25 protein-coding genes and 1 tRNA gene are annotated in these 19,243 nt (G+C 58.2%); 10 read left to right on the top strand and 16 right to left on the bottom strand.

What is annotated here, in order from left to right:
• Positions 1-11: 11 nt before the first annotated feature.
• The 6 genes from E5K03_RS04780 to E5K03_RS04755 all read right to left on the bottom strand — a co-directional run bounded on the left by E5K03_RS04780 (position 12) and on the right by E5K03_RS04755 (position 5,017).
• Positions 12-746, bottom strand: coding sequence for a helix-turn-helix domain-containing protein (locus tag E5K03_RS04780; RefSeq protein ID WP_138005218.1), 735 nt, complete (start codon positions 744-746; stop codon positions 12-14).
• A 128-nt stretch (positions 747-874) separates the two neighbouring features.
• Complete coding sequence (locus tag E5K03_RS04775; protein WP_138005217.1) at positions 875-1,867, bottom strand: proline racemase family protein; 993 nt, start codon at positions 1,865-1,867, stop codon at positions 875-877.
• A gap of 3 nt (positions 1,868-1,870) precedes the next feature.
• Entirely contained in the window at positions 1,871-2,191 is a 321-nt protein-coding gene (locus tag E5K03_RS04770; RefSeq protein WP_138005216.1) for a hypothetical protein, read from the bottom strand.
• A complete protein-coding gene (locus E5K03_RS04765; RefSeq protein ID WP_138005215.1) occupies positions 2,191-3,648 on the bottom strand; it encodes a sodium-dependent transporter in 1,458 nt (485 codons plus the stop codon). Before E5K03_RS04765 ends, E5K03_RS04770 begins: the two co-directional genes overlap by 1 nt.
• Before the next feature lie 185 nt (positions 3,649-3,833).
• Positions 3,834-3,906 (bottom strand) — tRNA-Thr (locus E5K03_RS04760).
• An 88-nt stretch (positions 3,907-3,994) separates the two neighbouring features.
• Positions 3,995-5,017: a class I SAM-dependent methyltransferase gene (locus E5K03_RS04755; protein WP_138005214.1), complete on the bottom strand. Its 1,023-nt coding sequence runs from the start codon at positions 5,015-5,017 to the stop codon at positions 3,995-3,997.
• A 97-nt stretch (positions 5,018-5,114) separates the two neighbouring features.
• Between E5K03_RS04755 and E5K03_RS04750 the strand changes: the two genes are divergently transcribed.
• Complete coding sequence (locus E5K03_RS04750; protein WP_138005213.1) at positions 5,115-5,396, top strand: hypothetical protein; 282 nt, start codon at positions 5,115-5,117, stop codon at positions 5,394-5,396.
• 22 nt (positions 5,397-5,418) lie between these two features.
• Here E5K03_RS04750 and E5K03_RS04745 read toward each other — a convergent pair whose 3' ends face one another.
• Positions 5,419-6,744 (bottom strand): ATP-binding cassette domain-containing protein, encoded by a 1,326-nt coding sequence (locus tag E5K03_RS04745; protein WP_240729933.1) that lies wholly within the window; start codon positions 6,742-6,744, stop codon positions 5,419-5,421.
• Positions 6,741-7,847 (bottom strand): vitamin B12 ABC transporter permease BtuC, encoded by a 1,107-nt coding sequence (gene btuC, locus E5K03_RS04740; RefSeq protein WP_138005212.1) that lies wholly within the window; start codon positions 7,845-7,847, stop codon positions 6,741-6,743. Before btuC ends, E5K03_RS04745 begins: the two co-directional genes overlap by 4 nt.
• A 60-nt stretch (positions 7,848-7,907) precedes the next feature.
• Here btuC and E5K03_RS04735 point away from each other — a divergent pair, with 60 nt between their 5' ends.
• From E5K03_RS04735 to E5K03_RS04700, 6 genes are all read left to right on the top strand, one after another.
• Positions 7,908-9,059 carry a PGF-CTERM-anchored ABC transporter substrate-binding protein gene (locus tag E5K03_RS04735; RefSeq protein ID WP_138005211.1) on the top strand — a complete coding sequence of 384 codons (1,152 nt, stop codon included), beginning with the start codon at positions 7,908-7,910 and terminating at the stop codon, positions 9,057-9,059.
• Between the two features lie 87 nt (positions 9,060-9,146).
• Entirely contained in the window at positions 9,147-9,425 is a 279-nt protein-coding gene (srp19, locus tag E5K03_RS04730; protein WP_138005210.1) for a signal recognition particle subunit SRP19, read from the top strand.
• 31 nt (positions 9,426-9,456) lie between these two features.
• Positions 9,457-9,690 carry an H/ACA ribonucleoprotein complex subunit GAR1 gene (locus tag E5K03_RS04725; RefSeq protein WP_138005209.1) on the top strand — a complete coding sequence of 78 codons (234 nt, stop codon included), beginning with the start codon at positions 9,457-9,459 and terminating at the stop codon, positions 9,688-9,690.
• A 106-nt stretch (positions 9,691-9,796) separates the two neighbouring features.
• A complete protein-coding gene (locus E5K03_RS04720) occupies positions 9,797-10,816 on the top strand; it encodes a presenilin family intramembrane aspartyl protease PSH (protein ID WP_138005208.1) in 1,020 nt (339 codons plus the stop codon).
• Positions 10,817-10,908: 92 nt separating this feature from the next.
• Positions 10,909-11,010, top strand: coding sequence for a ribbon-helix-helix domain-containing protein (locus E5K03_RS17470; protein WP_240729932.1), 102 nt, complete (start codon positions 10,909-10,911; stop codon positions 11,008-11,010).
• Positions 11,011-11,667: 657 nt separating this feature from the next.
• Positions 11,668-12,141, top strand: a complete 474-nt coding sequence (locus E5K03_RS04700) for an FKBP-type peptidyl-prolyl cis-trans isomerase (protein WP_138005207.1) — start codon at positions 11,668-11,670, stop codon at positions 12,139-12,141.
• Between the two features lie 69 nt (positions 12,142-12,210).
• Here the strand turns inward: E5K03_RS04700 and E5K03_RS04695 are convergent, their stop codons facing one another.
• From E5K03_RS04695 to E5K03_RS04670, 6 genes are all read right to left on the bottom strand, one after another.
• Complete coding sequence (locus E5K03_RS04695) at positions 12,211-12,771, bottom strand: hypothetical protein (RefSeq protein WP_138005206.1); 561 nt, start codon at positions 12,769-12,771, stop codon at positions 12,211-12,213.
• Entirely contained in the window at positions 12,771-13,169 is a 399-nt protein-coding gene (locus E5K03_RS04690; protein WP_138005205.1) for a hypothetical protein, read from the bottom strand. Before E5K03_RS04690 ends, E5K03_RS04695 begins: the two co-directional genes overlap by 1 nt.
• Positions 13,170-13,371: 202 nt before the next feature.
• Positions 13,372-13,851: a PUA domain-containing protein gene (locus E5K03_RS04685; RefSeq protein ID WP_138005204.1), complete on the bottom strand. Its 480-nt coding sequence runs from the start codon at positions 13,849-13,851 to the stop codon at positions 13,372-13,374.
• A 67-nt stretch (positions 13,852-13,918) separates the two neighbouring features.
• Positions 13,919-14,119, bottom strand: a complete 201-nt coding sequence (locus E5K03_RS04680) for a hypothetical protein (protein WP_138005203.1) — start codon at positions 14,117-14,119, stop codon at positions 13,919-13,921.
• Positions 14,120-14,121: 2 nt separating this feature from the next.
• A complete protein-coding gene (locus E5K03_RS04675; RefSeq protein ID WP_138005202.1) occupies positions 14,122-14,619 on the bottom strand; it encodes a LabA-like NYN domain-containing protein in 498 nt (165 codons plus the stop codon).
• Positions 14,620-14,709: 90 nt separating this feature from the next.
• A complete protein-coding gene (locus E5K03_RS04670; protein WP_138005201.1) occupies positions 14,710-15,924 on the bottom strand; it encodes an RNA-guided endonuclease InsQ/TnpB family protein in 1,215 nt (404 codons plus the stop codon).
• Between the two features lie 177 nt (positions 15,925-16,101).
• Here E5K03_RS04670 and E5K03_RS04665 point away from each other — a divergent pair, with 177 nt between their 5' ends.
• The 3 genes from E5K03_RS04665 to E5K03_RS04655 all read left to right on the top strand — a co-directional run bounded on the left by E5K03_RS04665 (position 16,102) and on the right by E5K03_RS04655 (position 17,061).
• Positions 16,102-16,329, top strand: a complete 228-nt coding sequence (locus E5K03_RS04665; protein WP_138005200.1) for a hypothetical protein — start codon at positions 16,102-16,104, stop codon at positions 16,327-16,329.
• 2 nt (positions 16,330-16,331) lie between these two features.
• Positions 16,332-16,682, top strand: a complete 351-nt coding sequence (locus E5K03_RS04660; RefSeq protein WP_138005199.1) for a hypothetical protein — start codon at positions 16,332-16,334, stop codon at positions 16,680-16,682.
• 88 nt (positions 16,683-16,770) lie between these two features.
• Positions 16,771-17,061 (top strand): hypothetical protein, encoded by a 291-nt coding sequence (locus E5K03_RS04655; RefSeq protein WP_138005198.1) that lies wholly within the window; start codon positions 16,771-16,773, stop codon positions 17,059-17,061.
• Between the two features lie 2 nt (positions 17,062-17,063).
• Here E5K03_RS04655 and E5K03_RS04650 read toward each other — a convergent pair whose 3' ends face one another.
• Positions 17,064-18,095 carry a sensor histidine kinase gene (locus E5K03_RS04650; protein WP_138005197.1) on the bottom strand — a complete coding sequence of 344 codons (1,032 nt, stop codon included), beginning with the start codon at positions 18,093-18,095 and terminating at the stop codon, positions 17,064-17,066.
• Positions 18,096-18,253: 158 nt separating this feature from the next.
• Positions 18,254-19,219, bottom strand: coding sequence for a hypothetical protein (locus tag E5K03_RS04645; RefSeq protein ID WP_138005196.1), 966 nt, complete (start codon positions 19,217-19,219; stop codon positions 18,254-18,256).
• Between the last annotated feature and the right edge of the window lie 24 nt (positions 19,220-19,243).

The raw sequence follows: 19,243 nt of genomic DNA, 5'->3' as shown, positions 1-19,243 counted from the left end.
TCACGAGCTGGTCAGCTGACTGCTTCAATCGCGGGATCAAGAAGCTTCGATTCGGCCTTTCTGAGGTGCCCAAGCAGCGTCGTTTTCGATATCCCCGCGTGCTCGGCGAGCTCTCGTGTGGTCACGTTCCGGGGCCACGAGTAGTAGCCGTACTCGCAGGCTAACTCGAACACCTCACGTTGTCTTTCGGTTAAAAGCGGCAGTCGGTCGGTACTATCAGTCGTAAAGCACTCGCCGGTTGTGATCCGTCGAACGGTAATATTGGCGTCTTCAGCTTCACGCAGTCGATCCAACCGATCGCGAAGCCGGTCGCGGTCGCCGTCGCGGACGAACACCGACCAGTATTCCATCCCGTTTCGAACCCGGACCGGTGACTCTTGAATGAACCCCTCTGAAGCCAGTGCGTCGCTTATCGTGTTGGTCGGACTGTACTCAACGAACAGCTCACGACACGCCTTGTTCCGCCCGATCGTCGATCCGTCGAAGCCGTGACGACGCTGCATAACTACGACCGAGTCAGTGAGCGAGGAATTTTGCGTGGCGTTGATCAGCGCTTCGACGTCTGCTAAGGTTGTCCCATACGCGGTGAAATGACCTTTCACTCGTCCGTCAGTGGCGTTGTACACAGTGTGTGCAAGAAGGCTCGCATCGGTCTCATCGGTCACCTTGAGCGTCCAGCAGTTCGGATGCCAGATTTTGAGCGTCAGCCGAGCGCTTTCGACCGTTTGTGTGGTCGTTGCTCTCATATCACATGATACTATTGAGCAACATTTTAAATATTCTGTACTCCTATGGTCGGGTTTTCACATATACCCGTCTCTCTACGGCCATACGGGCCGTCGAAGGCAGCGTTGAGAATGTTTCGTCGTCTCGATCACGCCGATAATGAAAAGCCGCCAAGTGTATCATCTTCGTTCCGGAAGAACGTGTGCTTCCCCGTGATGAAGGCGGTTCCGCTCACTTCCGGCACAGTCACGACGACGCCGTTTCGCTCCGTTACGTCACGGAGTCGGCCAACGAACCTAGTGCCAAGCAGACTCTCATAGTGGTAGGGTTCGTCGACATCAAGCGCTCCATGTTCATACAATAACGTCATTTTCGCGCAGGTTCCCGTCCCACAGGGAGAGCGATCGAGTTGTCCATCTCCAAAGATGACTGCGTTTCGATCGACACCATCGTCCGTCTCGTACAATTCGACAATTGATACCTCCCGGGGATCTTGTGTTAATGGGTTAACTATTACTCCAGCATTGTTGATCGCCTCGCGGATCGCGACTCCGAGGTCGATGAGTTCAGTGGTGGCCTCACGGTCAAGCGCTACCCCGATTGAAGCGGCATTGACCAGTGCGAAGACGTTGCCGGCGACGACGATATCTACTGGAACGTCGCAAATCTCGGAGACTGAGACTGTTTTTTTCTCGAGGACGAACGAGTCGACGTTCTCAACGGCGACTCGCTTGACTCGACTGCCGGAAACCGTTGGCCGCGTCCGGACCAGCCCAGCGGGTGTCTCGACAACAATCTGACCGGCCGCGTGCAGTTGGCCGGTTTCGATGAGTGCCGTGATCGCACCGATCGTGCCGTGACCACACATGTCCAGGTACCCGCCAGCATCCATAAAGAACATCCCGACGTCTGCCGCCGGTATGGTCGGCTGAACAACCACCGCGCCGAACATGCCGTCGTGTCCGCGGGGTTCACACATCAACAACTCCCGGAGGTCCTCGTGGTGCGTTTTGAACCGGTCGCGTTTGTCGGCGACGCACTCGCCCCGCAGCGACGTCTGATCGATACCGCCGACGACGATTCGGGTCGGCTCACCCGCAGTATGGGTGTCTATCGTCTCGACAAGAATCTCAGTTTGCATGCTCTATTTCCGATCGAGCGATTTTATTTCGGTGTCCGACCAGTCGTAGAACGGCTGATCGATCGTCTGGAGCGCCTCGACGCACTCGTTGTACTGTTCACGGGCCTCTTCAGCGTATGGATCATCAGGGTGAGCGTCTATCCATTTGCCCAGCGCTGCCAGCCCTTTCGGTGAGTACGTGTCAACACGGCCCTGGCCTTCTATCAGTTCTACTTTTTGGCCCTCCTGTCGAAGGGTGCGAATGAGCGCCCATCCGGCGACCCCGTAGAATGCAACCAGCGTGAAGCCGAGCATCGTCAGCGCTTCGAGCGACAACGTCGTCATCAGTCGTCACCTCCTGGGGCGTCAACCGCTGTCGACGTCTGTCTTCCTCCGTCGGCCACGGACATAATCGCATATCCGGCCACCGGGAACGCCACAAGCACGACCATCCCGGCGATCATGACGTCCGAGCCAAACTGATCGTAGGCGAAATACCCCATGATGAACACGAGAAGCGTCGGGGTCAGGTATTTGACGACCGGATCCCACCACGATCCAATGTGGATCCCTGCGTTGCGGTTCACTGCCAGATGCCGAAGTCGTTCTGGACCCATGACCCAGCCGATCGCAAACAGGATACAAAGCGTCGCCAGCGGGAGTCCCCAGTTCGCGAATGTTACGTCCACGAAGTCGAGGAAGTCGACCGAGTACGCGCTCGGCAGTCCCAGCGCCCAGATCCCGGTACAGACGGTAAGGACGGTCCCGCGGCGACTGAGCCGGGTCTCCTCACTGATTGTCGTCACAGTTACCTCGGTGATCACAAGCCCGGAGGTGAACGTTGCGAGGAAAAACCCCCCGAAGAACATGATCCCGATTACACCACCCAGCGGTATCTCGGGGAAGACCTGCACGAGCGAAACAAACGCGAGACCCGCTCCGGCGTCGGGTTCGACACCAACGGCGAAGATGATCGGAAAAATCGCCAACGCAGCGAGGATCCCGATGCTGGATTCGCCGATCGCAGTGAACACACCGCCGCCAAGCGGGACGTCGTCGTACTCACGCAGGTAGCTTCCAACTGTGAGCGCGATCCCCCACCCGAGACCGGTGGAAAACAGTGCTTGGCCGAGTGCTTCGATCCACGTACTGCTGTATGTGAGGTACACCCAGTCGATGCTGAACGCGAAGGCTAACCCTTCGGTTGCTCCTGGCAAGGTAATCCCACGGATCACCATAATAAAAAGCGAGATGACCATCGCGGGCACGGCAACGACGACGATACGCTCAACCCCGCGTTTGATACCCAATAACAGGACTGCAGCGACTGTCGCCATCACGACGGTGTGTAAGCCGATCATGAGCGCGGAGTTCGCAAAGAAGGCGTTCATGAACGCTTCGGCCTCGAAGCCCGCTGACGTGAAGCTAAACAACAGCGAGTGCCCAGCGTAGTACATCGTCCATCCAATCAGCGGCGAGTAATACGACATCAACGCAATGTTAACCATCACCACCACTACGCCGAGACCGACCGCGCCACCGGGGCCAAGCACCTCCCTGAACGATCCGATGACTCCCTTTTTTGTGTACCGACCGAACGCCGTCTCGGCTATCAGTCCTGGTACGGCTATGAAAAAAAGCAGTGTCACAAACGCGACGATGAACGCACCGCCGCCATTTTGTCCCATTACGAAGGGGAACCGCCAGACATTTCCAGCGCCGACCATAGCGCCGATCATTGCCATGAGGAACCCAAATCGGGTACCCCACTCCGCACGTGCTGTCTTGGTATCTGTTGACATTGCTCTACATCTCTCCTGTGTTCACTTTGGCCGGGTATTTTTATCGCGTCCATGGTCGGGATCGATGAGCGGCGTGCGTTCGATGATAAAACTCGGCGGTGATTTGAACTGAGTCACTTTGCTTTGTTATGTTCTCCGATCCAGATCAAACTGCTAGCTCTTCGCCTCACTTTGTTCGACAAAAGAGCCGGAGGAGGGATTTGAACCCTCGGCCTAATCCTTACGAAGGATTCGCTCTGCCAGCTGAGCTACTCCGGCACGCCACCGATCGATCGGTGTCTACTCCATAGTACCCCAATCGATTAAATAAGAGTTGCGAAACATACGCTGCGATCGATCTCCACCGTCACGTCCGCCGATCGAGTCGCACATCCAGACAAATATTCTCTTCGTGTGGCGCGTACGATCGCACGGCCCGCTCCTCAAGCACCGAAATCTCGTACTCATCCCCAGCAGCCGATCGGATCGCCTCAATCCCCGCGTCGAACGGATCGTCGTCCGGCTGGATGTCGTAATAGTGGATCACGCACGTTTCGCCGGCCAGTCCGATCGCCGTCTCAACGAACTCCTCGGCGCTATGTGGGAGGTTCATTACAATCCGGTCGGCCCAGTTCTCGTACTCGGCGGCGACCTCGCGGACGTCGCCGTGGATCGCCTGGATGCGATCGGCCACGTCGTTTCTGTCGGCGTTTCGGCGCAGGTACTCGACCGCGGTCTCGTTGAGATCGACCGCGATCACCGTCGCGCCCTGACTCGCGGCCGGGATCGCAAACGGACCAACACCAGCGAACATGTCGAACACCTGTTCACCCGGTTCGATCTGCTCGATCACGCGGTGGCGCTCGGTTGCCAACCGTGGTGAGAAGTACACCGACGCGACGTCGAGTTCGAACTCGTGGCCGTATTCGCGATGAATCGTTTCTGTTGGCGATCGATCGCCCAGGACATCCGGGTCGACGTAGCACACGTCCCACTCGCGGACCCGAAGCTCGCCTTGAATCGGCGAGGCTCGGTTCAACACCGCCCGCGCGGGAACGTGTGAGTCGACGACCGCGTCGGCGATCTCTCTGGCTCGATCGGGGTCGTCCTCGTCGAGGATCACCAGATCCCCGAGGCGTTCGATCGAGGGCTCGTACCCGAGCAGCTCAGCCGGTGACTTCGGAGAGCTGCGCTGCTCGGCTGAACGGTGGACGATGTCATAGTCGTCGGAAACTGATTCAGGGTCGACGACCGGGATGTAGAGCGTCTCACCGTCGACGGTGATCTCGTGCTCCGTGTCGAGCAGGTCTGCGGTTGCGAGCGCCTGTCGCGTCTTTTCGCCGTCGGTTCGTGGGACGCGAACGCACGGAACAGCCGCCTCGTCGTTCATACGAAACCGATCGCAGTGTACGCGGGTAAGCGAACCGTTTTATTCTGAATCGCACTGTGACCGACGACCCTTTTCGATCGCACCTGCTACCGCTCGCATGGACGAGCTCCCTGACGACGATCGGTTTCCGCAGCCAAATCCCGGTCCGTCGATCGAGCGGCTCAAAACCCGCGCGGTGGTGAGCGCGGTCGTCGCCCTCCTCCAACTCGTTGTCTTCCGTGATGCGGTCGCTGCGTCGAGGCGATTCCTGTGGCCCCCAACCGACCCCATCTCTCAGTGGCTCACGTTTGTGCTCATCTCTGTTGGCTCGTTCGTCGTCATCTCCGTGTTGATCGGCACGATCGTCGGCGATCGACTCCACGATCGCTGGCGAGTCTGACGCTAGCGAATCGCGCCGTCTCTCATGTCTCGTCGCGATCGAACAGTTCGCCGACCAACTCTTCGACCGAACACCGGTGATCGACGCTGTCTGCATTGCCCGCAGGAGAACCCTCGGTGGATTGTGTTGGTCCACCGCTTACCGCGATCGTCTCACAGTCGAGCCCAGCGAGCAGGCGTCGTTGCCAGGAGTCGATCGCCTCAGTTACCACCACCGCATCGGACTCCTGACAGCGCGCTCGAACCCGATCTTTCACAGTCATCGAAAGCGACCTGAACGCGGGTGCGTCGACGATCGAGAACCCGTTGAGCCGCGCTGTCTCGGCGGCGATATCGCCTGTCGGAATCGGTCCAACGCTCCCTGAACACCCCGTCTCAGCGAGCCGAGCGATCGTCTCGCGGGCAAGCATCCCAGAACCGAGGACGTGGACGTAACAATCGGTATCTGCGGCACCTGCTGGGACTGTCGCCCGCGGCACGACCCGCTCGGTTGCGGTGACTGGATCGGTTCCGATCGCCACCTCCGTGGCGAACGCCGAGCCGATCGATTCCGCCGACAGCACGGCCTCCGGAGAGCCGTATGCTTTGATTTCGCCATCAGCAAGCAACACCAACTCGTCGCAGTAGCGCGCGGCCAAATCGAGGTCGTGGATTGCAGCGATCGCCGCCCGACCCGAGAGCGCTTCGCTCGTTACGGCGTCTCGGACCAACTCCAGCGTGCGTGCGGCGTGATTGATATCGAGGTTCGCGGTCGGCTCGTCGAGGACCAACACCGGCGTCTCCTGAGCTACCGCCCGTGCGAGCAACACCCGCTGGCGCTCGCCGCCGCTGACGTCGGTGATCGACCGATCGGCCAGTGCTTCGACCGCCGTCGCCGCCATCGCCGATTCGACGGCCGCCACGTCGGTGTCGTCCATCGCGCCGAACCGCGAAATGTGTGGGTGTCTGCCCATTTCGATCGTCTCACGGACTGAAAACCCGAACGACAGCGTCGTCGTCTGTGGGACGGTTGCGACAAGCCGTGCGAGTCGACGCGACGAACAGGTCGCCGCGTCAACGCCCGCGACGGTTACACGCCCCGAATCGATCGACACGGTTCCGTTGATCGCCCGAAGCAGCGTCGTCTTGCCTGCGCCGTTCGGGCCGATCAGTCCGACCAACCGCCCCTCGGGTACGTCGATCGAGACGTCATGAAGCACGTCTGTTCCGCCGAGTGAAACCCTGAGATTCTCGACCGACACGATCGGCTCCGTTGTGTCCTCGGTTGTGGCTGTGTCCTCGGTTGTGGCTGTGTCCTCGGTTGTGGCTGTGTCCTCACTCGTGGACCCTACAGCGTGCACGTTACTCACAGCGAATGCACCTCCCGGGATCGAAGCAGGTACAAAAAAAACGGGGCCCCGAGCGCCGCGGTCACGACGCCGACGGGGATGTCAGACCCACCGAGGGCAGTCCGGGCGATCGTGTCGGTGAGCACAAGAAACGACGCACCGGCGAGCGCCGCGGTGGGCAACAACACCCGGTGGTCAGGGCCGACAATCAGCCGGACCATATGGGGAACAATCAGGCCGACGAAGCCGATCACGCCCGAGACAGCCACCCCGGCGGCAGTGATAACACTCGACAACACGAGCAGGATCTTCTTCGTCCGTTCGACCTCCACCCCGAGACTCTTCGCGTCCGCTTCGCCCAGCAACAACACGTTCAGATCGCGCCCGTACGCGAGGATGATCACGAACAACGCGGGCACTAACACGACGGTCACACCCACGTCTCCCCAGCGGGCGTTGCCGAGGTGGCCCATCAGCCAGTGGACGACCTGTCGGAGACTCTCGCCGCTGTACAACTGCAAAAACGAGATCACTGCGCTGAGAAACGCCTGCACGGCGATCCCTGCGAGCAAGAGTGTCGCGACCGGCGTTCGCCCGCTCTGGGTGGCGATCAGGTACACGAGAAACGCGGTGACGACCGCACCCACAAACGCGGCGCCGCGTAACCCAATACCGAAGGGAATCGCAGACGGAACGACGATGAACGCGACCGCGCCGACGGCCGCTCCCGAAGAAACGCCGATAATCGACGGATCGGCCATCGGGTTCTTGAAAAACCCCTGCATGACCGTCCCCGCGGTCGCGAGCGCGAACCCGACTGTCGCCCCGAGGATAATCCGCGGTAATCGGACGCCAAGGACGATCTGCTCGTGAACGCGTTCGGTCCCGAACGAAAACGGCGCGTGCCAGACGAGTTCGATCGCCGGTGCCTGCAGCGGACCGGCGCTGATCGGCGTCGACGAGAGAGTCATTCCCACCGGGACTGCAACCGCGTTCAGGATGACCTTCGTCACCGCGATCGGCTCGATGTATACCGGCCCCATTCCCGCGCTGACTGTCATAACGACCGCGAGTAGCACTGCTAACGCTGCGGAGTACGTTGCTGCTCGCTGTCGAACGCCCATTGTTTGCAAACGCACTTGCATTAGATAAATACTTATTGGGTTAGCGTCTGGATCTGGATAATGCGAGACAGACAGCTGATCGGTTCGATTGCCCTCGCGGCGTTGCTTGTGATTTCGATGCTCGCCGCCGCGCCCGCCGCAGCGATCGGGCCTGCGAGCGTATCGGATCGTTCAGACGCCAATCCACAGGTCGACGCATCCTGTGAGTTTCCGATCGAGGTGACAGACGCAACCGGCGAAACAGTGACAATTGAAGAGCGCCCCGAACGGGTGACGACGACGAACCCGAGCGCCGCCCAGATCATGTGGGAGATCGGCGGCAGAGAGCAGGTTGTTGGCACCTCCCAGTTCGCCCACTACCTGGAGGGGATGCCGAACGATGACGTGGCGAACGTCTCCTCGACGGACATCGGTGTGAGCGTTGAACGAGTCGTCGCGACAGAGCCGGATCTCGTACTCGCGCCGAACTCGACCGACGAGGAGACGATCGCCGCGCTGCGCGACACCGGAATCACGGTCTATCACTTCCCAGAGGATACTGACTTTGAAGACGTCGCGACGGCAACAGAAGTCACCGGGCAGCTAACGGGCAACTGCGAGGGAGCCGCTGAGGCAATCGCCTGGATGGACGCGAACGTCGAGTCGGTCGAGAATGCAACTGCAGACGTCGATCGTCCTGGACTCATGTACCCACTCGGCGGCGGATACGTCGTCGGTGGGGAGACGTTCATCCACGAAATTGTCGTCACCTCTGGCGCGGAGAACCTCGGCGCTGAAGAGTTCAACGGCTACCAGCAGATGAACGACGAGCGCATCCTCGAACTCGATCCTGAAGTCCTTCTGATAACTGAAAACACCGGATACATCGTCGATGAAGAGCCCTACGCCTCGACGACAGCTGGACAAGAGAATGCCACGGCCAGCGTTGACGTGAACTATCTCAACCAGCCTGCACCACGCAGCGTGGTATACGCGACGCAAAACATCACGATGCAGCTCCATCCTGACGCCTACGACGAGGGCGACTTTGTGAGTCGCGAGGAAGCGCGCGATCGGCTCTCTACCGACGATGAAGATACGGCCACAGATGATGGGGAAGACGATGCCGAAGAGAGTGACTCCACCGCCGACGACGGCGTTCCCGGATTCGGAATCGCCGCCGCAGCACTCGCGATCGCGTTGAGCGCCCTGCTCGCGCGCCGGGATCGATAAGCCGTCGCAGACTCGTCGAATACCGCGGCCACCGTAATCGCCGCCGCGCTCCGAAACGGTATTACGATCGGCCGCGCCACCTCTTGCATGGTCGAAAACGTCATCTACCCTGCGTACTTCGACGCCGAGTTGAGCCGCTCGGACGGCCGACGGGTTCCCGAAGACCTCGCAGTCGAGGAGCCGACCGTCGACGAACTGGCGAAGGCTGTCCAGCAGATCGGCTACGATGCCACAATCGAACGCGACGCGACGTACTCAAGAGAGTACGAGGCTCGCGGGCGAGTGCTCGTGAATCGATCGGACGACTCCTCCAAAAACGACCTTGTGCATGCGGTTGCCGCCTATCTAGGGATCCTCAGAGACTGATGACCCGAGGCATTCTCTTGTGGGTGATCACGTGAGCCTCACGCGCGTCGGGACGGTTTCTCGAACCGCCGGCGGACTAGCGATCGTCCGCTGTGAAGACGCCGCCTATCCCGACATCGGGACGATGGTTATCGACGAATCCATGACGACGGTCGGCCGGGTCGTCGACGTGTTTGGACCGGTCGATCGGCCCTACATTGGGATCACGCTCACCGGCTCGCGGACGCTCGCGGAGATTGTCGGCCAGAAGCTCTACGCGCGCTGATCGCCCAGCCGATCGCCAGTGAGACGCGCCAGCCGCGGTGACTGACCGGCCGATCGTTCCGCAGCAAACCACAACCGGCAAACGGCCCCTCCCATAATACCGACCAATGACCTCCCGTGCGTACCGCGGCGTCGCCTTTGCGGTGTTGCTTTTCGTCCTCGTGCAGGCTGGGTCGCTCGCGCTCGTCCAGACGTTCTTCGAGCAGGGATACCAGGCCGTCGAGAACCCCGACGATCCGACAAACAGCGTCGTCTACATTGGGGCGATTCTCATCGCGACTGTGCTCATGCTCGCGGCGTTCAAATACGACCTCGATTGGATCATCCGTGGGCTCATCATTTTTGTCAGCGGGATGCTCGCATTCTACGTCTTTTCAGCGCTGTTTTCGCCCCTGGTCAGTATTGGGCTGGGAGCGATCGTCGCGATCGCGCTGTTTGTCTACCCAGAGTGGTACGTCATCGACACCGCTGGCGTGTTGATGGGCGCAGGCGCGGCGGGACTGTTCGGGATCTCATTCGGGCTCCTCCCGGCGTTGATCCTCCTGTCGGTCCTTGCGGTGTACGACGCGATCAGTGTCTACGGCACCGAACACATGCTCGATCTCGCCGACGGTGTCATGGACCTTCGAATCCCAGTCATCCTCGTCGTTCCCCTCTCGCTGTCGTACTCAATGTTCGACGAGGATCGATCGCCCATTAGTGAGAACGATCAGGACGGAAACGAGGCTACAACAGCCGCTGACAACACGGAAAGCAATGACACGGCAGTTCAGGAAGCCGACGCGGACGCGAACGCGAACGCGAACCCGAACCCGATCGGCGATCGTGACGCCCTGTTTATCGGCCTCGGCGATGCGGTGATCCCTGCGGTCCTCGTTGCCAGTGCCGCGTTCTTTTCTTCGGCACCGAACTACAACCTCCCGCTTATCGAGCTCAACACGCCGGCACTAGCTGCGGCGATCGGCACCCTTCTCGGATTGCTCGTGCTCATGTGGATGGTCCTGAAAGGCCGAGCACACGCCGGGTTGCCGCTTCTGAACGGCGGGGCGATCGGCGGGTACCTCCTCGGCTCGATTGTTGCCGGTGTGCCACTTCTGGAAGCGATCGGGGTCGCGGGTATTCTCTGATTCATCCTCACCCATCGACAACGCTTACCATAATACGCACGTAATACGCAGGTATATCCGATGCTGACGCGGGGGCCAACGACGACCCCAACATGACGACGATCACGCTCAAGATTCCACAGGCGTTTCTCGACGATCTTGATGCGACGTGGCGGGCCGAAAACTTCCCGTCCCGAAGCGAGTTTATTCGATAGGCGCTCCGGGATGCTATCAAGCATCCCTCGTTCTCGCGTAACAGTTGTTGGCAATTTGATTGTCTTTATTCAATTCGGAACGCGTATAATGCCGTTCCAGTCGCTATTCAGTCGGATTCGTATATAAATCTGGATCATATTGCCAACTACTGGTAAGGGGTGGAAGGACATCGCCGCTAGCGAACACCAACTGGCGACCGGCGAGGGGCGAACCTACAGCAGCGACGAGATTCGAGCAGGTCTGAATCAAGATACGAATGCCAGCGAGTGACGACGAGTGGGATTAAAAGTTCACTGAGCCTGCAAAACGGGCGTACGAGAAGCTCCAGTCGCACGAACAGGAGCGTATTGTCTCAAAGCTCGATGAGATCGTTACCGACCAGTGGCGCGATCCGATCGACTACCTGGAGCCGCTTACTGGTGTGCCCCACTCAAAACTCCGAATCGGTGCGTTTCGGCTCGGTTGTAAGGCAACTCAGACTGACCAAACGGTATGGATTTATACTATTGAAAAACGCCCCGGGGCCTACAAACCGGGTGACGATTAGCAAAAGCGGCGTGGAACTGGACTGATCCCCGTCTCCCTGCCAGAGTGTGTAACTCTCCGCAAGTCGCCACGATCGACGAACCTTACCCTGGTCGCACAGAACGGCCTCTATGAGCATCGAACCGGGCGACCACGTGGTCGTCGAGTATACCGGCCGCTTCCCCGACGGCACCGTCTTCGGGACCTCCCAGTGGGAGGTCGCGGCCGATTCAGGGCTCGCAGAGGCACAGGGACGCGATCCAGACGATTACACTCCGCTGTCGTTCGTCGTCGGCGAGGGGGCGGTGATCGAGGGACTCGAGGAGGCAATCATTGGGCTCGCTGCCGGCGAGGAAGCAACGATCGAAATCGAACCCGAGGAGGCCTACGGCGAGTTCGACCCCGAGAAAATCCGTGAGTACGATCGCGAAACCTTCGAGGGGATGGTCGGGGAACCGCCGGAAATCGGGCTGCACGTCCACGCCGAAAACGGGATGCACGGAGACGTGACGGCGATCCGCGACGACGTCGTCGAGGTGGATTTCAACCACGAACTCGCAGGGCGAACGCTCGTCCTTGACGTCGAGATCGTTTCGGTTCGGTGATCGAGCAGTGTCCACGGGACTGTCGCTTCCCCCACAGAGGAATCCTCGCGCTTCAGCGCGGAGAGGAAATCAATCGCGGAGATACAGTTGCCGCAATTGGGTCACATATTGTGCATCCCAGTTTTTTGTTTCGACGTAGTAGGTGAGTGCCGCATCGACGTATTCTGCGGGGAGTATCTCGTGGCTTCCGAGTGTGCAGAGGATGTGCGGTGTCGTAAAGAGAATATTCCGATCATTGAGCCCGAGGGCGACGAACAAGTAGTTGGTCGTATTGAACTCATCGGTGATGAACAGGTCTGTCTCCAATTCGTTAGCCAGCCAGATACAATCGGATTCTCCGCGATCGAGCCCATAATCGAGTGGTCCGTTGGTCCGATCGTCAACGTCGTGTGTCGTCACATGATTGGCTGCTTGGAGCACGAGATCGGCAGCTGCAGCGAGGAGGTCATTGTCCCCTGTCGCTTCGGTGACCTCGCCAAGGACACTTGCGGGTGTATGAACATCGTAGGCGGTGAGGAGTGTTTTGAGTGGATCTGCACCAGAAGGTGCCCGTGTCCGCCCGTCAACGACTGGTGTCGCGAGATTTAATAGTACATTCGTGTCGACGACAGCGACGGGCTGTTCTGCCATCAGTATCCACGTGATTTGTCATCCGATGATTCAGCCGAACTCGACTCTGTCCATTCGACAATTTCGCCGTCATAGAACGTCTCATCACTCGGGAGGTCGCTCTCGAGTTTGGGTATGGGAGGTGTCCGGGTAATTGATTCCCGGAGGAGTTTCAACCGCATCGCCTCTTCACGACCGAGGATTGCTTCGACGGTGTCATACTCGATCCGGCCATCGTAGTAGGCCTCGCTCAGTCGTCGACGGAATTCTTTGTCGTTTGCGAGTTCTTCGAGTTCGTCTTCTAGAGCATCGATTAAGAGGCGAGTGCGAGAGATATTGAGGATTTCAACGATACTATCGGCGCGCTCGACGAGGGACCGCGGAGCGTTGAAATCGATGCGGGTTTTCTCTTCAGCCATCCGTTTATGTGTAGATTCTACACATATTTAGTTTCCTCGCTGTTCGGGCAACTAGATCGAACGAACACATCATAACATGGGATTTCAAGCGGTACCGAAATCTCTGGTTGGCTACGACACTCCCATGAATCAGATCCAACGACTGTCTGTTGATCCTTATGAATAAATCCAGTTTTTTCGATAGAGGCGCCCTCCTAGCCACTTACTCGGGCGTTCCGTCCCGCACCTTGACGGCCATCCCCGACTCGAAATCTTCGATCCCGTCCGCCGATAGCTCCGCGCGGCCAACGCCCAACAGCGAGCCGGTGTGATGTTCGACCAGCACCTCGTCGCCGGGGCGGATTACCGGATCGACCTCGGTGACGAACTTCGCAAAGACGTTCTTTCCGTCTCGGACGAAGGGAGCAGATTCGTCGCCGACGACAACCCGGTAGGCCGGCGGGTCCAGCGCTGCCTGGAGTCGTTTGCCGCCCTCGTAGCCCAGTCTGAATCGGCCGTCGGTCCCATAGGAGACCACGCGGGTACCGGAAACGAGCACCTGTCGCGGGCGGCCGCCGCTCGATCGACGGATCTCGATCGGTTCGTCGGCCGGAAACAGCGCCGGGCCCGCGCCCGAGCCGAACTGGTAGTCCGCGATCGTTCGGAGCGGATCAAGGGCGGTCTCATCGGCGAGGTTGCTCATGCACGCGATACCGCGTAGCCGTACAAATCGGTTGCGTCACGAGTCCGCGACGATCGCCGTTCGACCCCTACTGCGATCGAACCGGCAGTAGCCGAACACGGACGATCGCGAGCAGCCCGAACAGGGCAACCCCGATCGCGAAACCGACGAGCGTGCTCTGAAACGCGACGCGGCCGAAAGCGATTCCGACGGCCATTCCAACAATGAACGGCACAGCCAGTATTTCGACCGGAAACGGCTCTGTCTCCGAGGTGGTGCTGTCAGACATCCTCAAAGCAAGAAGGTATCTTCGCGCTCGGCGAGGTCAATAAAGGCATCAGTGGCGTCGATCAGTTCCTCGGCAGTTGAGGAGCCAAAGCTCATCACCTCGACGCGGACTCCTTCGTGTCTGAGATGTGAACACAGCCGCGAGAAGTCACCGTCACCGGTACACAGGACAACCGTATCCACGTGGCTCGCGAGGGTCACCGCGTCGAGACTCATTCCGACGTCCCAGTCGGCCTTCTTCGAGCCGTCGCCGAATGTCTTGATCGCCTTGATTTTTGTCTCGAAGCCGATGTCGACGAGCGCCTCGAAGAACTTCTCCTCTTCAGGTGAATCTGCACGAATAACGTACGCGATCGCCCGCACGAGCGATCGATCTGCGACTGCCTTTTCCAACAGCGAAGAGTAGTCGATGTTCCGCGAATACAAACTCTGCGCGGTGTGATAGAGATTCTGTGAGTCTGCCAGTACGGCAACGCGTTGGTCGGGATGTATCTCGGTCATACTGACGCTCTATCGGCCGGTGGGTTAATAGTTGAGATCGGTCAACGACCCCGGGTCGGGTGACCCGGGGCTTGTCAGTGTTCTCAGCCTCTAACTCACTACGGAGTACGGGACGAATCCCCGGTTTGGCGTCACTGTTCCTGACTTGAGGGCAAGTTGACTGTTGCCCGTCCGCCGTGAGTCCTTTAGCCCACGACGGACAAACCGCCACCCGATATTCTTCGCCGCATTGTAATCTGCGTGAAGCACTTTACCGCACTTCTCACACTCGAAGCGTGCTTGCACAAGTCGGTTCCCACGACTCGTGTGTCCACACTCAGAACATCGCTGACTCGTATACGCCGCGTCCACAAACTCGATACGAACACCGAGTGATTCGGCTTTGTACGTCACGAACTGAACGAGTTTGCGGTGCGCCCATTGGTGGAACTTCCTCGCGTTCGGCATCCGTTCACGAATATACTCCAAGTCCTCGAACACGATGTGACTACACTCATGTTCGACGGCTTCCTCAACAATCGCGTTTGAGACACGGTGTAGTTTGTCTTGTGAATACTGTTCTTCTCGGTCGCCTCGTGCAACAAGTGTTCGGTGAGCCGATTGAGTCCCCGTTTGTTGGAGACCGCCACGAACTTGCTCGAATTGGTCGTGGTCGTGAACCAGTTTCTTTCCCGATTTAAACTGTGCAGTGCTGGTGACGGCGAGGTTATCGATTCCGAGGTCTACTCCGAGAACTGTTCTGTCCTCGGCAGGAGATTCTTGATCATCGAACGGGTTCGGTTTACGGAACCCGAGGTTCAAGAAGTAGTTACCGTCACGAGCGGTGAGCGTGCTTTCGGTAACGCTCCACTCGTCGTCGTTCAAGAATTGGTACTGGTAGCCGTCCTCGTCGTCTGGGAGAACAAGTTCACACCGAACCCGACTCTCAACGGTGGTGAGTGAGAGAGTGTTGTCCTCAAAGAGCGTCAGTGTGTTTGCATCGTATTTGATGGTTGGACTGGTGAACTCGGGACACGAGACTTTTCCGCCTTTGTCTTTGAGTTCGTTGACGCCTTTGAGTGCGCTTGCGGCTTGGTGAGTGGCGAGTATTGCGTGTTGACTCCCGAGACGAGTTTCCTCGCGCACATCCGAGTACGCGAGTTGTTGGAGATCATATTTGGAGTCCTCGTTTTCTCTCCATCCAATTTGGGAGGCGAGAGTGGCTCCATGTTGCCAGTCGCTAATCGTGGCTTCGAGCAATTCAGCGTCTTGCTCGTCGCTCACGGTGATGCGGGTGATGGCTGTACGTCTCAGGTAGTCGTCCACTCTACTTTCAATAAGTAGTTTGGTTATTTAAAATTTTTATTTTGGTCTTTGTCGGCATTCCACCACGGGTCAGGTGACCCGTGGAATCCTGCCTTGCATCTTTGAACTCACCAGTGATGCTCAGGCGACAGGGCAGCGAACCGGAAGATTAAGCGGCTGGCGATCGAACAATTGGGTATGACACAGAAAGGGTCCACCGGTCGGTACGACGAGGCGGAGGCACAGACGTGGCCCGAGCTCGCGATCGCGTTGTACGATCGGCTCACCGGTCGCGGTGCAGAAATGACCTATGAGTTCGAAGATATGGAGATTGACGTACCGAGCAAGGTCGGAGCGGATCCTGAATACGCACACTGGCGCATCGATGGAACGCTGACCATTGGAACGAAAGAACGCGACGACTAGCTGTGTCACCAACCCTCTCGATCGACGTCTCGCTCGAACTCGAAACCGACGGCACGTCGTTTTCGATCTGGTCTGAGGACAATCGAATTATACTCAACGCCCCATCGTTTCGCTCGCTTTCTCGACTCCGAACCGCACTCGATCGTCTCCGACCGCTTTTTGTGCAGGCTGTTCCTCCTGGTCGTGACCCCGCCGCGGTGTTACCGCCGATCGAACTCCAGGTTCGGCGGGCCCCAATTGTCCGGCTGAACGGACTCCCCGCCGACAGCGCTCTTCGATCGGTTATCCGCGATGAAAACGTGACCGTCCTGCCGATCGGGATCTTCAAAGCGACGCTCCGACGCCTCGGGTAGGCGGATGAAGACTGGTCGGCAACACGATGCGATAGCACTGGATGGGAATTGCCGGTGGAGTAAGGTAGCTGCGCTCCAACAGGTACGTATGAGCGGACGAACGGACCCAGCAGCAGCCGACACGCTTGAGCACTCTTCGGACGATTCAGATGAATCATGGCTGTCGATCATGGATCGGCTCTTAGACGAGGGTGTCGATCGATCTGAAGCGATCCAGTTGACTGCCGAGGAACTGTCGATCGACGTTCCAGCCCGCTTTGGCGAAGACCCGCCGCGTGCGCGCTGGCGGTTTGACGGCACTGTTCGGGTGACGATCGACGGCAATCGTGCGCCATTGGCGGCGTGGATCCGGCTGTGGGAGTCAAACCGATCGGAGTAGCCCTACTCAGTGTCTCCTGTCCGTGGAAACGTCAAACAAAATCGTGCTCCGCCCTCCTCGCCCGCTTGGACCCCTACACTGCCGCCGTATATCCGGAACAGTTGATCGACAAAAAACAGGCTAATTCCGTCTCCGTGGTTGAGTTGGTCTGTTTCCTCGCGACCGAACACGATATCCTCCCGTTCGGGATCAATCCCTGGACCGTTGTCTTCAATCTCCACTGTAACCGAATCGTCGTTTTCGCTGACGTCGATCCAGACAGTGGGTTCCGCGGTATCGTTGTGTTCGACGGCGTTTTCTAACACGGCCTCGAATGCCCGCACCGCTGTCCGGTTCGCGGTCGCATAGCGTGCCCCGAACGAGTCTGGGAACACGAACTTCGCCTCTGGGTACTCGGATGCGACTGTCGCGATCGCCTCACAGAGCAGTTCATCGATCCGAACGGTTGCTTCGATCTGGTCGTCATCAAAGTCTAATAACTCTTCAAGACGCCGCGCAGTATTGGCTCGATCGACGATCGTGGCCAGCCGTTTTTCCACAGAGTTGAGTCGTTCGACATCTCCCTCGGCGAGACAGTCTTCGTCGATCATTCCAAGTGTCCCTTGGATGATGTTTATCTCATTTCGGATATTGTGCCGCAGCACCCGGTTCAAAATGTTGAGCGAGCGGCTGTACTGTTCCTGTCTCGTCAGATCAACAAATAGCCCGGCGATACAAGTAAACTCCCCATCGATAGTAATCGGGACGGCCGATCCGCGTCCAGCAATTACCTCCCCACCGTGTGTTAGGAGTTCGGTTCGGCCTTCCCAGGGCTTGCCCGCAGCGATTGCTTCGGCAACTTCTTCAATAACATCTGGATCGTATAGCATCGATGAAACCGCAGTTCCTTGTAACGCCGTTTTCGACGGATAATCGAGAAACTCGGCCGCAGCAGGATTTGCATCCTCGATGACAAAGTTCGGGTCGATGATCAATACGGGGTTCTGGATCGACTCGAACACCTCCTGGTACACGCATCGATCTTCCCCCGACATTTATGTAACAACGTTATACGGGATGTGTATATTAATGACGTGGTCGCATAGTGATCTTTGTATTCGATCGTCAGTTCATAACCTCTGGACTCGTAGAAGGTACACGACGACGAACTGGCGACCGGTGCGTGCAACCGCTCGCGACACACTGCAAGCGGTTATTTTTTTCCTCGAAGTGCCTCATCGACCATGCGAATGTATTGTATCCCGTCTAAGAACGCCGCGGCATCAATACTTGCCAGCCCGATCTCATTCGATTGAAGCTCGGTGTAGCGCCGATCCCACTCGGCTAACAGTTCGGATTCGATATCCGATGCCTGGATGCGCGCAATGGCATCATCTGGGTTGTTGTCCAACCCGTCCATTGTTACGATACCCCGTTCGACCGCACGTAAGACCACTTTTGATGTGTAATCGCCTTCGTGGACCTCCCGTTCCCACGTGGTCACCCAGTTGCTGATTCGTGCGAGCCGTTGTGTGTCCCACACGAAGTCACGAAATGCGGCGTGCTCGTTGCGGTCGAACCGCGGCGAGAACGCAAGATCAATGTCAGTATAAATGAACAATAGCATATTATACACGTCGCGGCGATCGATCGATCGACAACTCACGATCCGTGGGTCGGTGTTTACGAGCCGATTGTACTCCATCGTGTTGAGCGACTGTCGGAGGTCGAACTCCAGGATCTCACGGAACTCGTCCGCCCGGGGCCCCTTCGCGAGGAACGACTCGGTTTGCTCCCATACCTTCTCGAGTAACGAGAGAACTGCACCGTCGTCATCAGCCGGTGCTCGTGGGGTCACCTTCGAAAACGGGATCTGTCTGCCGGCCTCGAACAGTGGCCGATCGCAATGTCGTTCGGCGATATCGTCAAGAATCGTCATGTATACCGACATCCCGAAATTCGCGTTCCGTGCAGCGTCGGTGTACGTCTCTGGCACTGATGAGAGCTGAAACGTCGGGATAATGTGATATAGCCACTTCCAGAGCAGCCGATCGCGGTCACCAATTGTCCGTTCGTATCGATTAAACACCGGATCGAACCAGGCTGGCAACGTGACTGAGTCGATCGATTGCTGTATTGCTTCGGGATCGGTGTTGAACCGCGAACACATCGTATACATCTCGCTTTCACGAGAGCCTACTTA

The organism is Halalkalirubrum salinum, from assembly GCF_005543295.1.
In the GTDB taxonomy this organism is placed as follows: domain Archaea; phylum Halobacteriota; class Halobacteria; order Halobacteriales; family Haloferacaceae; genus Halalkalirubrum; species Halalkalirubrum salinum.
This window is presented reverse-complemented; position numbering and strand designations above follow the sequence as displayed.